At 71.6% G+C, this 13,287-nt stretch carries 13 protein-coding genes; 3 read left to right on the plus strand and 10 right to left on the minus strand.

Features of this window, described 5'->3' with window-relative positions; translation table 11 throughout:
* Positions 1–119 precede the first annotated feature (119 nt).
* The 7 genes from truB to rimP form a co-directional block, all read right to left on the minus strand.
* Positions 120–1,031, minus strand: coding sequence for a tRNA pseudouridine(55) synthase TruB (truB, locus tag OG329_RS09885; protein ID WP_405794203.1), 912 nt, complete (start codon positions 1,029–1,031; stop codon positions 120–122).
* Entirely contained in the window at positions 1,028–1,537 is a 510-nt protein-coding gene (gene rbfA, locus OG329_RS09890) for a 30S ribosome-binding factor RbfA (RefSeq protein ID WP_405794205.1), read from the minus strand. The genes truB and rbfA overlap by 4 nt, the downstream gene beginning before the upstream one ends.
* Positions 1,538–1,618: 81 nt before the next feature.
* Complete coding sequence (locus tag OG329_RS09895; protein WP_023538299.1) at positions 1,619–1,912, minus strand: DUF503 domain-containing protein; 294 nt, start codon at positions 1,910–1,912, stop codon at positions 1,619–1,621.
* Positions 1,913–2,133: 221 nt separating this feature from the next.
* On the minus strand, positions 2,134–5,262 hold the full coding sequence (gene infB, locus OG329_RS09900) for a translation initiation factor IF-2 (RefSeq protein WP_405794207.1): 3,129 nt from the start codon (positions 5,260–5,262) through the stop codon (positions 2,134–2,136).
* 77 nt (positions 5,263–5,339) lie between these two features.
* Entirely contained in the window at positions 5,340–5,690 is a 351-nt protein-coding gene (locus OG329_RS09905) for a YlxR family protein (RefSeq protein ID WP_405794208.1), read from the minus strand.
* 343 nt (positions 5,691–6,033) lie between these two features.
* A complete protein-coding gene (nusA, locus tag OG329_RS09910) occupies positions 6,034–7,074 on the minus strand; it encodes a transcription termination factor NusA (RefSeq protein ID WP_405794210.1) in 1,041 nt (346 codons plus the stop codon).
* A gap of 2 nt (positions 7,075–7,076) precedes the next feature.
* Complete coding sequence (gene rimP, locus OG329_RS09915) at positions 7,077–7,574, minus strand: ribosome maturation factor RimP (protein ID WP_405794211.1); 498 nt, start codon at positions 7,572–7,574, stop codon at positions 7,077–7,079.
* 153 nt (positions 7,575–7,727) lie between these two features.
* Here rimP and OG329_RS09920 point away from each other — a divergent pair, with 153 nt between their 5' ends.
* From OG329_RS09920 to OG329_RS09930, 3 genes are read left to right on the plus strand one after another with little or no spacing between them, the layout of a single operon-like run.
* On the plus strand, positions 7,728–8,354 hold the full coding sequence (locus OG329_RS09920; RefSeq protein WP_405794212.1) for a hypothetical protein: 627 nt from the start codon (positions 7,728–7,730) through the stop codon (positions 8,352–8,354).
* Positions 8,344–8,769 carry a DUF4439 domain-containing protein gene (locus tag OG329_RS09925; protein WP_405794214.1) on the plus strand — a complete coding sequence of 142 codons (426 nt, stop codon included), beginning with the start codon at positions 8,344–8,346 and terminating at the stop codon, positions 8,767–8,769. Before OG329_RS09920 ends, OG329_RS09925 begins: the two co-directional genes overlap by 11 nt.
* 31 nt (positions 8,770–8,800) lie before the next feature.
* Complete coding sequence (locus OG329_RS09930; RefSeq protein WP_405794215.1) at positions 8,801–9,697, plus strand: aminoglycoside phosphotransferase family protein; 897 nt, start codon at positions 8,801–8,803, stop codon at positions 9,695–9,697.
* 213 nt (positions 9,698–9,910) lie between these two features.
* On the opposite strand, the gene OG329_RS09935 is transcribed toward OG329_RS09930, so the two are convergent.
* The 3 genes from OG329_RS09935 to OG329_RS09945 all read right to left on the minus strand — a co-directional run bounded on the left by OG329_RS09935 (position 9,911) and on the right by OG329_RS09945 (position 13,136).
* Positions 9,911–11,608 (minus strand): proline--tRNA ligase, encoded by a 1,698-nt coding sequence (locus OG329_RS09935; RefSeq protein ID WP_405794217.1) that lies wholly within the window; start codon positions 11,606–11,608, stop codon positions 9,911–9,913.
* A gap of 94 nt (positions 11,609–11,702) precedes the next feature.
* Entirely contained in the window at positions 11,703–12,278 is a 576-nt protein-coding gene (locus OG329_RS09940) for a GNAT family N-acetyltransferase (RefSeq protein WP_405794218.1), read from the minus strand.
* A gap of 15 nt (positions 12,279–12,293) precedes the next feature.
* A complete protein-coding gene (locus tag OG329_RS09945) occupies positions 12,294–13,136 on the minus strand; it encodes a GNAT family N-acetyltransferase (protein WP_405801736.1) in 843 nt (280 codons plus the stop codon).
* Positions 13,137–13,287 lie beyond the last annotated feature (151 nt).

The following is a 13,287-nucleotide window of genomic DNA, read 5'->3' on the forward strand; positions in this document are numbered from 1 at the left end:
GGTTCACTCCGAGCGCCCGTCCGATGGGGTGAATCCCGGCGAGGGCGCGGACAGACCTCCGGGGCCGAACGCCCCAACCTCCAACCCCCAAACCCAGATCAGCGATCAGCGATCAGCGATCAGCCGAAAACAGCCAGACTCTTCGCCTTGCCGCCCTGCTCCTCCACCAGCGCCAGAAACCGCCCGTCGGGCCCGAACGCCGCCACAGGCCCGGAGCGCGCCCCGTCCCGGCGCGCGGGCATGTCCAGCCGTACGCCGTTGAGCAGCAGCTTCGCGCGCTTCTCGTCGACGTCCCAGCGCGGAAAAGCGGCCGCGGCGGCGTCGGCGACCGGCATGACGGTCAGCCGCTCCTGGTGCTGGTCGAGCGTCCTGGCCTCATCGAGGCCGTACGGACCGACCCGGGTCCTGCGCAGCGCCGTGAGATGCCCCCCGACGCCGAGTCCCGCCCCGAGGTCGCGCGCGAGCGCGCGGATGTACGTACCGGAGGAGCAGACGACCGACACGACCAGGTCGACCACGGGCGTACCGTTCTCGGCGACGTCGGTGCGGACGTCGTACACCTGGAACGAGGAGACGGTCACCGGCCGGGCCGGGATCTCGAAGTCCTCGCCGCCCCGTACGCGCGCGTACGACCGCTTCCCGTCGATCTTGATGGCGCTGACCTTGGACGGCACCTGCATGATCGCGCCGGAGAGGGCGGCCACCCCGGCGTCGATGCCCTCGCGGGTGACGCCGGACGCGTCGGTGGACGAGGTGATCTCGCCCTCGGCGTCGTCGGTGACCGTGTCCTGCCCCAGCCTGATGGTGCCGAGATATTCCTTCTCGGTCAGGGCGAGGTGCCCCAGCAGCTTGGTGGCCCGTTCCACACCGAGGACAAGGACGCCCGTCGCCATGGGGTCGAGCGTGCCGGCGTGGCCGACGCGGCGGGTCTTGGCGATGCCGCGCATCTTGGCCACGACGTCGTGCGAAGTGAAGCCCGACGGCTTGTCCACGATGACAAGCCCGTCGGGCGTGGGGAGTTGCTGTGTCATTTAGCGGCGGCGCCGTCCGTGTCGTCGTCGCCGCCGGCGTCGCCCTTGGTGTCGGCGGCGCCCTCGACGTCCTCCTCGTAACCCTCGTCATCGGGCTTGCGGTAAGGGTCGGCCTCGCCCGCGTAGGTCTTACCGGTCGACACCTCACGCACCTCGGCGTCCTTGGCGCGCGCCTTGTCGAGAAGGTCCTCTATGGTGCGGGCGTTGTCCGGGAGGGCGTCGGGGACGAACGCCAGCGTCGGCGTGAAGCGGACGCCGGTCTGCCGCCCCACCTCGGAGCGCAGCACGCCCTTTGCGCTCTCCAGGGCCGCGGCGGACGCCGCGCGCTCCTCGTCGTCGCCGTAGACCGTGTAGAAGACCGTGGCCTCCCGCAGGTCGCCGGTGACCCGGGCGTCCGTGATGGTCACGAAGCCCAGCCGCGGATCCTTGATACGCCGGTCCAGGGTCTCCGCGACCACGACCTGGATGCGGTCGGCCAGCTTGCGGGCCCGCGCGTTGTCGGTCACCGGTCCGTCACTCTTCCTTCTGGGTTTCTTGTCTGCTGCTCTTGCTGCCGCGACCGGGGCCGCCCGCCGGGGGCGGGTGGCTCAGTCGTCGTCTCCGTGCAGCCGCCGTCGTACCGACAGCAGCTCCACCTCCGGCCGGCCCGCGACCATGCGCTCGCACCGGTCCAGAACGTCCCTCAGATGCACCGTGTCCCCGGACACCACCGCGAGTCCGATCTCGGCCCTGCGATGGAGATCCTGGTCGCCGGTCTCCGCCACACTCACCGCGAACTTCCGCTGGAGTTCGGCGACGATCGGCCTGACGACGGAGCGTTTCTCCTTCAGCGACCGTACGTCGCCGAGGAGCAGGTCGAAGGACAGTGTCCCCACATACATGTGTATCCGGATGTCCCGCCGGTACGGGTTCAGGCCCGCCAGCGCTTGGCAGGGGCACACAAACCGTACACGGAACGGCCGGGGCCGACCGACGGATTATGCATCCGTCGACCGGCCCCGGAACGCGTCACCAGCCGTGCCTGGTCAGCCGTACGTGGTCGGCTGTACGTGGTCGACTGTACGTGGGCGGCATGCCGCCCACGTACCACGCCGCTCGTACGTCAGCCGCGCGGCTTCTCGCGCATCTCGTACGTCGCGATGACGTCGTCGATCTTGATGTCGTTGAAGTTCCCGAGGTTGATACCGCCCTCGAAGCCTTCGCGGATCTCGGTGACATCGTCCTTGAAGCGGCGCAGACCCTGGATGTTGAGGTCCTCCGCGATGACCTTGCCGTCGCGGACGAGCCGGGCCTTCGTGTTGCGCTTGACCTCGCCGGACCGGATGAGAACACCCGCGATGTTGCCGAGCTTGGACGAGCGGAAGACCTCGCGGATCTCCGCCGTACCGAGCTCGATCTCCTCGTACTCCGGCTTGAGCATGCCCTTGAGGGCCGCTTCGATCTCCTCGATGGCCTGGTAGATCACCGAGTAGTAGCGGACGTCGACACCCTCGCGGTCGGCCATCTGCGAGGCACGCCCGGCGGCGCGCACGTTGAAGCCGATGACGATGGCGTCGGAGCCCATCGCCAGGTCGATGTCGGACTCCGTGACCGCACCGACGCCGCGGTGCAGAACCCGGATGTCGACCTCTTCACCGACGTCGAGCTGGAGCAGCGAGGACTCGAGAGCCTCCACCGAACCGGACGCGTCGCCCTTGATGATGAGGTTGAGTTCCTGCACCAGGCCGGCCTTGAGGGCCTCGTCCAGGTTCTCCAGGGAGAACCTGACGCCCTTGCGGGCGAACGCCGCGTTCCGCTCGCGAGCGGCCCGCTTCTCGGCGATCTGCCGCGCGGTGCGGTCCTCGTCGACGACCAGGAAGTTGTCGCCGGCGCCGGGGACGTTGGTGAGTCCCAGGACCAGGACGGGGGTCGCGGGACCCGCTTCCTCGACGTTGTTTCCGTTGTCGTCGAGCATTGCCCGGACACGGCCGTACGCGTCACCGGCGACCATCGTGTCACCGACGCGCAGCGTGCCGCGCTGGACGAGCACGGTGGCGACGGCGCCGCGACCGCGGTCGAGGTGCGCCTCGATGGCGATACCCTGCGCGTCCTGTTCCGGGTTGGCCCGGAGGTCGAGCGAGGCGTCCGCCGTGAGGACCACGGCCTCCAGCAGGCTGTCGATGTGCAGACCCTGCTTGGCGGAGATGTCGACGAACATGGTGTCGCCGCCGTACTCCTCGGCCACGAGGCCGTACTCGGTGAGCTGACCGCGCACCTTGGTCGGGTCCGCGCCCTCGACGTCGATCTTGTTGACCGCGACCACGATCGGCACGTCGGCCGCCTTGGCGTGGTTCAGCGCCTCGATCGTCTGGGGCATCACACCGTCGTTCGCCGCCACCACGAGGATCGCGATGTCGGTGGACTTGGCACCACGGGCACGCATGGCGGTGAACGCCTCGTGGCCCGGGGTGTCGATGAAGGTGATCCTGCGCTCTTCGTCGTTGACCTCGGTGGCGACCTGGTACGCGCCGATGTGCTGCGTGATACCGCCGGCCTCGCCCGCGACGACATTCGTCTTACGGATGGCGTCGAGCAGCCTGGTCTTACCGTGGTCGACGTGACCCATGACGGTCACGACCGGCGGACGCGCGACGAGGAATTCCTCGCCACCCTCGTCCTCGCCGAACTCGATGTCGAAGGACTCGAGAAGCTCGCGGTCCTCCTCCTCCGGGCTGACGATCTCGACGACGTAGTTCATCTCGCCGGCGAGCACGTGCAGGGTCTCGTCGGAGACGGACTGCGTGGCAGTGACCATCTCGCCGAGGTTCATCATCACGGCGACGAGCGACGCCGGGTTGGCGTTGATCTTCTCCGCGAAGTCGGTGAGCGACGCACCGCGCGACAGCCGGACAACCTGTCCCTGGCCACGCGGCAGCATCACGCCGCCTACCGACGGGGCCTGCATGGCCTCGTACTCCTGGCGCCTCTGCCGCTTCGACTTACGGCCACGACGGGCCGGTCCACCGGGGCGGCCGAACGCGCCCTGCGTGCCACCACGGCCGCCGGGACCACCCGGACGTCCGCCGAAACCGGGACGGCCACCGCCGCCACCGAAACCGCCACCACCGGGACGACCCGGGGCACCGCCGCCGCCACCGGGACGACCCGCGAAGCCACCGCCGCCACCGCCACCGGGACGACCGGCGAAACCGCCGCCGCCACCGGGACGACCGCCGCCGCCACCGCCACCGGCGGGCCGGCCGGCCCCACCGGGACCACGGCCTCCGCCGGGGCCACCGCCGGGACGCGGACCCGCTGCGGGACGCTGCGGCATCATGCCCGGGTTCGGACGGTTACCGGCAGGGGCGCCGCCGGGACGCGGGGACTGCGGACGAGGCATACCACCGGGGCTGGGGCGACCGCCCTGGCCACCGGCACCGGCCTGCGGACGGGGACCGCCCTGACCGGCGCCCTGCGGACGCGGACCACCGGGCGCACCGGCACCGCCGGGACGCGGGGCGCCACCCGGACGGGGCGCCTGCGGGCGCGCCATTCCGGTGGAACCACCCGAGGTGAAGGGGTTGTTGCCCGGACGGGGACCGGCCGGACGAGCACCCGGACGGGCACCCTGTCCCGCTGGACGCGCGGGGCGCTCGCCACCGCGGCCACCGTCACGGCCGCCGTCGCGCTGACCGCCGGCCGGAGCCGGACGGGCGGCCGGACCACCGGTGGGGCGGGGCCCCGGGGTGGCCGAACCGGAGCGCGGGGCCGCCGGAGACTGCGGGGCCTGGGGCGCCGCGGGCTGGGCCGGAGCCGGGGCCGAGAACTCGGCCGCGGGCACCGGAGCCGGGGCGGGCTTCGACACAGCCGGCTTCGGACCGGGACGCGGGCCGGAGGCGGGCGTCGCGGCCGGAGCCGGAGAGGAAGGGGTGCTGCTCTGCGGGGCCTCGGCGGCGGCCGGCTTGGGGGCCGGGACACCGGGCTTGGGAGCAGCCGGACGTGCCGCCTGCGCCGGGGAGGGCGCGGCGGGCTTGGCGGGGGTCGCCTTACGCGGCGCCCCGGGCTTCGCTGCGGGCTTCGCGGCGTTGCCGCCGGGGCCCTGCAAAGCATCAGTCAATTTGCGTACGACCGGCGCCTCGATCGTCGACGACGCCGAACGGACGAATTCACCGAGTTCTTGGAGCTTGGCCATGACGACCTTGCTCTCCACGCCGAACTCCTTGGCGAGTTCGTATACCCGGACCTTAGCCACTTCGCTCCTTTTAGGTCCGGGTTACCGCCGGACCGTCGCTACTTCATGGGCGTACTCATCGCGTACTCATCGAGTGCTCATCGCAATCTCGACCTACTTCCAACTCGCGAGGTACCTGAACCGCACGGGGTTCCGTGCCGTACGTTTTCGTGCGTTGCTGCCTGCTCGACGTATCGGAGCAGTTCCGCGCTGTCGAGCGGTCCCTTGACCCTGAAGGCCCGGGGAAACGCCCGGCGGCGGACCGCCTGATCGAGACAGAACGAGGCGGGGTGTACATAAGCGCCCCGGCCGGGCAGCGTACCGCGTGGATCAGGGAGGCAAGCACCCTCGACCACCACGATGCGCAGCAGATCGCTCTTGGCCGCTCGCTCCCGGCATCCCACGCAGGTTCGCTCAGGGCAGGCGCGGGCATGCGTCCGGCCAGACATCCTTAAGTCTACCTCCCTGCGCCGGCCTCACCCCTTTGGGGCAATGGTCGAACACTCACTGGCCAAAAAGAATCGGTTGATCTCCGCACGGTCCGTCGTCACGCGTCGCCGCACGTCGCGGGCCTGGGCGACGGCGGTCGACCGTGGCCGCCCGTGGCCGCCCGTGGCCGACGGGTGGTGCCCGATGGCCGGATGTGGTGCGGGTGACGGTGCCGAAGATGTGCGGCGTACGGGGTCGTACGGGGCCGCTCCCCGCTGCGTACGGTGCGGACTCCCGCCCGTACGCCGCGGCGCCCTCTGCGCAGGTGCCGCGTCTACGGCTCGTCTACCGCCTCGTCAGCCGTCAGCCCCGGCCGCCGCGCGGCGACGGGCCCGCGGCGGCCCCGGTGTCCTGCGCCCCGTCCGTCTGCTCCGTGTCGGGCCGGATGTCGATGCGCCAGCCGGTGAGGCGGGCGGCGAGGCGGGCGTTCTGCCCTTCCTTGCCGATCGCCAGCGACAGTTGGTAGTCCGGCACCGTCACCCGCGCGGAGCGGGCGCCGAGGTCGACGACCTCGACCTTGCTGACCCTCGCCGGCGACAGGGCGTTGGCGACCATCTCGGCCGGGTCGTCCGACCAGTCGACGATGTCGATCTTCTCGCCGTGCAGCTCCGCCATCACGTTGCGCACCCGTGACCCCATGGGGCCGATGCAGGCGCCCTTGGGGTTGAGACCGGAGCGGGTGGACCGTACGGCGATCTTGGTGCGGTGGCCCGCCTCACGGGCGATCGCGCAGATCTCCACGGAGCCGTCCGCGATCTCCGGGACCTCCAGCTCGAAAAGCTTCTTGACGAGGTTGGGGTGCGTGCGCGACAGGGTCACCGACGGGCCCCGTACGCCCTTGGCGACGCGGACGACGAACGTACGCAGCCGCAGACCGTGCGTGTACTCCTCGCCCGGCACCTGCTCCTGCACCGGGAGGATGGCCTCCAGCTTGTCGTCCAGCCGCACCAGGACATTCCTGGGGTCCTTGCCCTGCTGGACCTGGCCGGCGACGACGTCGCCCTCACGGCGCGCGTACTCACCGAACGTGACGTCGTTCTCGGCGTCCCGCAGCCGCTGCTGGATGACCTGGCGCGCCGTGGTGGCGGCGATACGGCCGAAGTCCGACGGGGTGTCGTCGAACTCCCTGGCCTCCTGGCCCTCCTCCAGCTCCGACGGGTCCTCCTTGGCCCACACCGTTACGTGACCGTTGTCGCGGCTGAGCACGACACGGGCGAGGCGGCGGCTTCCCTCGGTGCGGTGGTAGGCGATGAGGAGGGCGGATTCGATCGCCTCGACCAACAGGTCGAAGGGGATCTCCTTCTCTTGTGCCAAGCCCTTCAGGAGCTTTACGTCGATGTCCATGGCTACGCCTCCTCTTCCTTCTTGTCCTTGCGGTTGAACTCGAGCTCCACGCGCGCCTTGGCGATCGACGCGAACTCGACCCGGCGGGCGGTCGGCTTTCGCCCCTTCACACCCGGCACTTCGAGGTCGAGCCCTTCCTCGTCCACCGCGAGGACACGGGCCACGAATTCGGCGCCCTCATGGGGCTGGATCTTCGCCAGACGGCCGACGGCGCGTTCGTAGTGACGGCGCTCGGTCAGCGGGCGGTCCGCTCCTGGGGAGGTCACTTCGAGCTGGTACTCGTCCTCGCCCATCGCGTCGCTCTCGTCGAGAGTCGTGGAGATGGTGCGGCTCAGCTCGGCGCACGCGTCCAGGTCCACGCCGTCGTCGGAGTCGACCACGATCCTCAGCACACGACGCCGGCCCGCCCGGGACACCTCGATCTCTTCGAGATCCAGGCCCTTCGCGCTGACGAGCGGTTCCAGCAGTCCGCGCAGCCTCTCGCTGTGGGTGGTGCTCATCCGGGTGACTCCTCGGCCGCGTGTGTGCTGTTGTGGGATCGTCGCGTGTCAGGCAAAGGGTATCCGGTCGCGGGGGGTGTTGCCGTCCACCTGCGGCTGACCCGCAGGTACGCTCGCCTGCGGTGATCACTGCGAGGCCCGAGGGAGACACGCGTGGGGCGCACGGGGACGACACGGAGAGGTGCGCTCTTGGCGGCGGGGGCCGCGGCGGGAGGTCTGCTGACCGCCTGCTCCGGTGCTGACGACGACGGATCGCGGGACCCGACGAGCGCGGCGGCCGTCCGGGCCGCGAAGGCGCTGCGGGTGAAGTCCGCCGGGACGAGCAGTGAACTCCTGCGGCAGTACGACGCCGTGCTTGAGCGGCACCCGGATCAAGCCGCGCGACTGACGCCGCTGCGGGGCGCCGTCGCGCGCCATGTGACCGCGCTGTCGCCTCCGCAGCCTCCTAAGGAGGGCGATTCGGCGAAGCCGTCCACGGCCCCGTCCCGGTCCGCCTCCACCACGCCGCCGCCCGCCCCGTCGTCGGCCCCGTCTGTCGGGACGGCCGCCAGGGACGCCGCGAACGCGTCCTCCGGGCCGGCGCCGTCCGTCCCCGCCGTCCCCGCCGACCCCGGCGCGGCGGTCAAGGCGCTGGCCGCGGCCGAGCGCCGTACCGCCGACGCGCACGCCGACGCGCTCGTCCACGCCCCGCCGGAACTCGCCCGGCTGCTGGCCTCCCTCGCGGCGGCCGGCGCCGCCCACGCGTACCTGCTGACGGAAGGATCCCCTCGTGAGCAGTGACCGCGCGCTGGACGCCGCCCAGGCGGCGCTCGCCGCGGAGCACGCCGCGGTGTACGGGTACGGCGTCGTCGGCGGCCGCGTCGGCGACGAACGCCGCGCGGAGGCGACGAACGCGTACGACGCGCACCGTGCCCGGCGCGACAGCCTCGCGCGTACGGTGCGCGATCTCGGCGGGAAGCCGGTCGCCGCCGCCGCGGCGTACGCCCTGCCCTTCAAGGTGCCGGACGCCGCCGCCGCCATAAAGCTCGCCGCCGATCTGGAGGACCGGGTCGCGGGCGTCTACTCCGACCTCGTACGGGCCGCCGAGGGGCCGCTGCGCCAGGACGCCGCGGCGGCGCTGCGCGAGGCGGCGGTGCGGGCGGTGCGCTGGCGGGGCAGCGGCGTAGCCTTTCCTGGGCTCGCCGAGCGTCTGTGAGCCTGATCCACGGGAAAGGCTCTGGGCACGTATGGCTTTCGAACCGCCGCAGCGGCTGGCGCGCACCCTGAGCGAGACATACGGGGAGGCCGTCGCCGGAGAGTGGCTCGGGCGACTGCCCGGGATCGCCCAGGAGGCGGTGGAGCGGCGGGAGTTGAGGGTCGAGCGGGTGGTGGCACCGGGCGGCGGGAGCAGCCTCGTGGTGCTCGTACGGCGCCCCGACGGTGCCCCCGCAGCGCTCAAGGTGGCCCCGCCGTTCGCCGCCCCGGAGGCGGAGCGCGCGGCGCTGACGCACTGGAAGGGCTGGGGCTCGGTGGAGCTCATCTCGGGCTCCGACGGTGCGCTGCTCCTGGAACGGCTCCATTCGGAGACGTCGCTGCGCTCGCTGCCCGAGGCCAAGGCACTGCTCGAAGCGGCGGGAACGGTGCGGAAGTTGTGGGTCGAGCCGGTCGCCGACCACGGTTTCGAGACGGTCGCCGGGCGGACCGGGCGACAGGCGGAGGCGATGCGCGCGGCGACGGACCCCCAGGTCGCTCCGCTCGTCGCGGCGGCGCTCGACGCGCGCGCGGAACTGCTCGCCGCCGGGCCGACGGAGCTGATGCTGCTCCACGGCGCGTTCCGGCAGGGCAAGGTGTTGTCGGGCGACCGGGCGCCGTGGCTCGCGGTCGGCCCCGTGCCGGTGGTGGGTGAGCGCGCGTACGACCTGGCGCGGCTGGTACGCGACCGGGTGGAGGACCTTGTCGCGGCGGCGTCCGGTGCCTCCGCGACGCGGCGCCGGGTGAACAAGCTGGCCGACTCGCTGGACATCGACCGCGAGCGGCTACGTGGCTGGACCCTCTTCCGCGCGGTGGAGTCGGGTGTCCGCGCGCTGGACGCCGGACGCCGCCAGGACGCGGAACTGCTGCTGGAGTTCGCCGACTGGCTGTGACGGGGCGGGAGTTCGCGCCGAGCGGCTGTACGCGTGCCCCGCTGCCGCCTTCTCAGGAGGCGGGCTTACGGGGCGGCCCGAGCGGCTACGGGGCGGGTGGGCCCATCACCTCGACCGCCCCGCCCGCCCCGTAACTCCGTCGTGCTCCTGCTCGCGCTCGTACTCGGCGCGCCGTACTCGCCCCGCCCTGCTCGCTTTGAGGGGGCGACGGCGTCAGGCGGTGGCCGTCAGGCGCGCGACCGCCTCGGCGACCGTCAGCTCCTCGCGCTCCCCGGTGCGACGGTCCTTCAGCTCCACCACTCCCTCGCCCGCGCGGCGCCCGGCGACCAGGATCTTCGGAACGCCGATCAGCTCCGCGTCCGTGAACTTCACACCCGGCGAGACGCCGGGGCGCTCGTCGACCAGTACGCGCAGCCCGGCGGCGGCCAACTGCTCGGAGACGTCGAGCGCGAGCTCCGTCTGGAGGGCCTTGCCGGCGGCGACGACGTGCACGTCCGCCGGGGCGATCTCACGGGGCCAGCACAGGCCCTGCTCGTCGGCGGTCTGCTCCGCGAGCGCGGCGACGGCGCGCGAGACGCCGATGCCGTACGAGCCCATGGTCACCCGCACCGGCTTGCCCTGCTGCCCCAGGACGTCGAGCTGGAAGGTGTCGGCGTACTTGCGGCCGAGCTGGAAGATATGACCGATCTCGATCGCGCGTCCCAGCTTCAGCCCGGCGCCGCACACGGGACAGGGGTCGCCCTCCTCGACGACCACGACGTCGAGGTAGTCGTCGACCTCGAAGTCACGTCCACAGACAACATTGCGCGCGTGGGTGTCGGCCTTGTTCGCGCCGGTGATCCAGGCGGTGCCGGGCGCCACGCGCGGGTCGGCGATGTAGCGGATCTTCAGCCCCTGGGGGCCGACGTAGCCGCGTACCAGCTCGGGCCGGCCCTCGAAGTCCTCGGCCGTCACCAGCTCCACGACGGCGGGCGCCAGGTGCTCACCGAGCTTGCCGAGGTCCACCTCGCGGTCGCCGGGGACGCCGACGGCGGTGATCTCGCCGTCGACCTTCACCAGCAGGTTCTTCAGCGTCGCCGAGGACGGCACGCCAAGGAATTTGGCAAGCGTCTCGATGGTCGGGGTGTCGGGGGTGTCCAGCTCCTCCAGCGCCCCGTGCGCCGCCCCGTCGACGGGAGGCATGGTGAAGGTGACGGCCTCGGTGTTGGCGGAGTAGTCGCCGTTGGGGCAGTCGACGAAGGTGTCCTCGCCCGCGGCGGCCGGGGCCAGGAACTCCTCGGACGCGGAGCCGCCCATCGCACCGGAGACGGCGGAGACGATGCGGTAGTCGAGCCCGAGGCGCGCGAAGATCTTCTGGTACGCCGCGCGGTGGAGCGCGTACGACTCGGCAAGGCCCTCGTCGGTGGTGTCGAAGGAGTACGAGTCCTTCATCTGGAACTCACGGCCGCGCAGCACGCCGGAGCGGGGCCGCGCCTCGTCCCGGTACTTCGTCTGGATCTGGTAGAGGATCACCGGCAGGTCTTTGTAAGAGGTGCACTGGTCCTTGACGACCAGGGTGAAGATCTCCTCGTGCGTCGGGCCGAGGAGATAGTCGCCGCCCTTGCGGTCCTTGAGACGGAAGAGCAGGTCGCCGTACTCGTCCCAGCGCCCGCTCGCCTCGTAGGGCTCCTTGGGAAGCAGCGCCGGCAGCAGCACTTCCTGGGCCCCGATGGCGTCCATCTCCTCGCGCACCACGCGCGCGATGTTGTCGAGGACCTTCTTGCCGAGCGGCAGCCAGCTCCAGAGGCCGGCGGAGGTGCGGCGCACGTACCCCGCGCGGACCAGGAGCTTGTGGCTGAGGGTCTCCGCGTCCGCCGGGTCGTCGCGCAGTGTCTTGGCCATCAAACGGGACATGCGCTGGACCTGGGACATGGGGAGCACTCCTGCGTTTCTTCTCGGGTGGTGCCAGGAGGTTAGCCGGGGCACACCGGCAGGCGGAAATCAGTAATCGCGCCCCGTACGGCCCTCAGCGCCGCGGCAGCGGGAGCGGGGCGCCCATCACGGCGTACGGTTTGGCGGCGCTGGGGAAGTGGACCTGGCGCGCCAGGTCCTGGTAGCCGAGGGTGCGGTAGAGGCCCCGGGCGGGGCTCTCGGTGTCGATCGCGGAGAGGATCGAGCGCGGCTGCCGGGCGACGTCCGTGATGGTGGTGATGAGGGTGCGGCCGATGCCGTGGCCCTGGAACGCCGGGTGGACATGCAGTTCGGTGATGACGAAGGAGTCGTCGAGCCAGCCGTCGTGGCCTTCGGCGCGCAGGTACGGCTCGACGACGCCGGACCACCAGTGGGAGCGCTCGTTCGGCAGGCCGTAGACGAACCCGACCAGCCAACCCTCGGTCGTCACGGCCCCGTACGCGCGGGCACCGGGGGCGAGGAGATGGCGCAGCACGATCTGGCGCCGTACGCCGATCTCGGCCTCGCTCAGCCCGAAGGCGAGTGCCTGTACGGCCAGCGCCTCGTCCACGCGCGCGGCGAGGTCGATGGGCCCCACGCGCACATCGGGAATCCGGTGGTCACTCCCGGGAAAGCTCGGCACGCTCGGCATGGCCGAACCCTACTTTCAGAAGAGGACGCTCATGAACGCGCCCACCTCACGGAAGCCGACCCGTCGGTAGGAGGCCCTGGCCGGGGTGTTGTAGTCGTTCACGTACAGGCTGACGACGGGTGCGACGTCGGCCAGCGCGTACCGTACGACGGCCGCCATGCCGCTCTCGGACAGGCCCTGGCCGCGGAATTCGGGGGCGACCCAGACGCCCTGGATCTGGCAGGCGTGCGACGTCGCCGCGCCGATCTCCGCCTTGAAGATCACCTTGCCGTCGTCGATGCGGGCGAACGACCGCCCGGCGCCCACCAGTTCGGCCACCCGCGCCTGGTAGAGCAGTCCCCCGTCGCCGGCCAGCGGCGAGACACCGACCTCCTCGGTGAACATCGCCACGCACGCCGGCATGATCGTCTCCAGCTCCTCCTTACGGATGCGGCGTACGAGAGGGTCGGGCCGCACCGTGTCGGGCACCCGGTCGGTGACCATGAGCGGCTGGTTCGCGCGGACCTCACGGGCGGGGCCCCAGGTGGGCTCCAGCAGCCGCCAGAGGTGGGCCGTGGGCTCGGCGGGGCCGACGATCGACGAGCAGCGGCGCCCCGCACGGCGGGCGCGGTCCGCGAAGGCCCGTACCGCTTCGGGGGAGGCACAGATCGGCACCAGGTTGGCGCCGGAGTAGCACAGTGAGCGCAGTCGCCCGTCCGCGTACCAGCCCCACATCTCGCCGCCGAGGCGCCAGGGGTCGAGTCCCGCCGCCTGGACCCGGGAAGCCACGAATGCGTTGGCGACGGGCTCACTCTCCAGGATGGCGACGGCCGCGCCGAGTTCGCCTGGGTCGAGGACCCGAGTGGTGGTCTGCGTCAACACGAGAGGGGCCTCACCATACGTCTGCTGATTCTCCGCACTGTACCCGCCACTTCCGGGGCGTGCCCGGGTACGGCGAAGGGCCCCGCCCCCGGACGCCCTGTGGCGTGGGATGCGGGGCCCGTACGGGGCCGTAGACGCGGCAGCGGAG

This window comes from Streptomyces sp. NBC_01506, assembly GCF_045040295.1.
Classification (GTDB): Bacteria; Actinomycetota; Actinomycetes; order Streptomycetales; family Streptomycetaceae; genus Streptomyces.

Bases quoted from the DNA above. Each gene is read 5' to 3' on its own strand.
- rimP (WP_405794211.1), bottom strand. From the start codon at position 7,574: ATGAGCACCACCCACAGCGAGAGGCTGCGCGGACTGCTGGAACCGCTC.
- truB (WP_405794203.1), bottom strand. From the start codon at position 1,031: ATGACACAGCAACTCCCCACGCCCGACGGGCTTGTCATCGTGGACAAG.
- nusA (WP_405794210.1), bottom strand. From the start codon at position 7,074: ATGGACATCGACGTAAAGCTCCTGAAGGGCTTGGCACAAGAGAAGGAG.
- OG329_RS09895 (WP_023538299.1), bottom strand. From the start codon at position 1,912: ATGTATGTGGGGACACTGTCCTTCGACCTGCTCCTCGGCGACGTACGG.
- OG329_RS09905 (WP_405794208.1), bottom strand. From the start codon at position 5,690: ATGTCTGGCCGGACGCATGCCCGCGCCTGCCCTGAGCGAACCTGCGTG.
- OG329_RS09930 (WP_405794215.1), top strand. From the start codon at position 8,801: ATGGCTTTCGAACCGCCGCAGCGGCTGGCGCGCACCCTGAGCGAGACA.
- OG329_RS09935 (WP_405794217.1), bottom strand. From the start codon at position 11,608: ATGTCCCAGGTCCAGCGCATGTCCCGTTTGATGGCCAAGACACTGCGC.
- OG329_RS09940 (WP_405794218.1), bottom strand. From the start codon at position 12,278: ATGCCGAGCGTGCCGAGCTTTCCCGGGAGTGACCACCGGATTCCCGAT.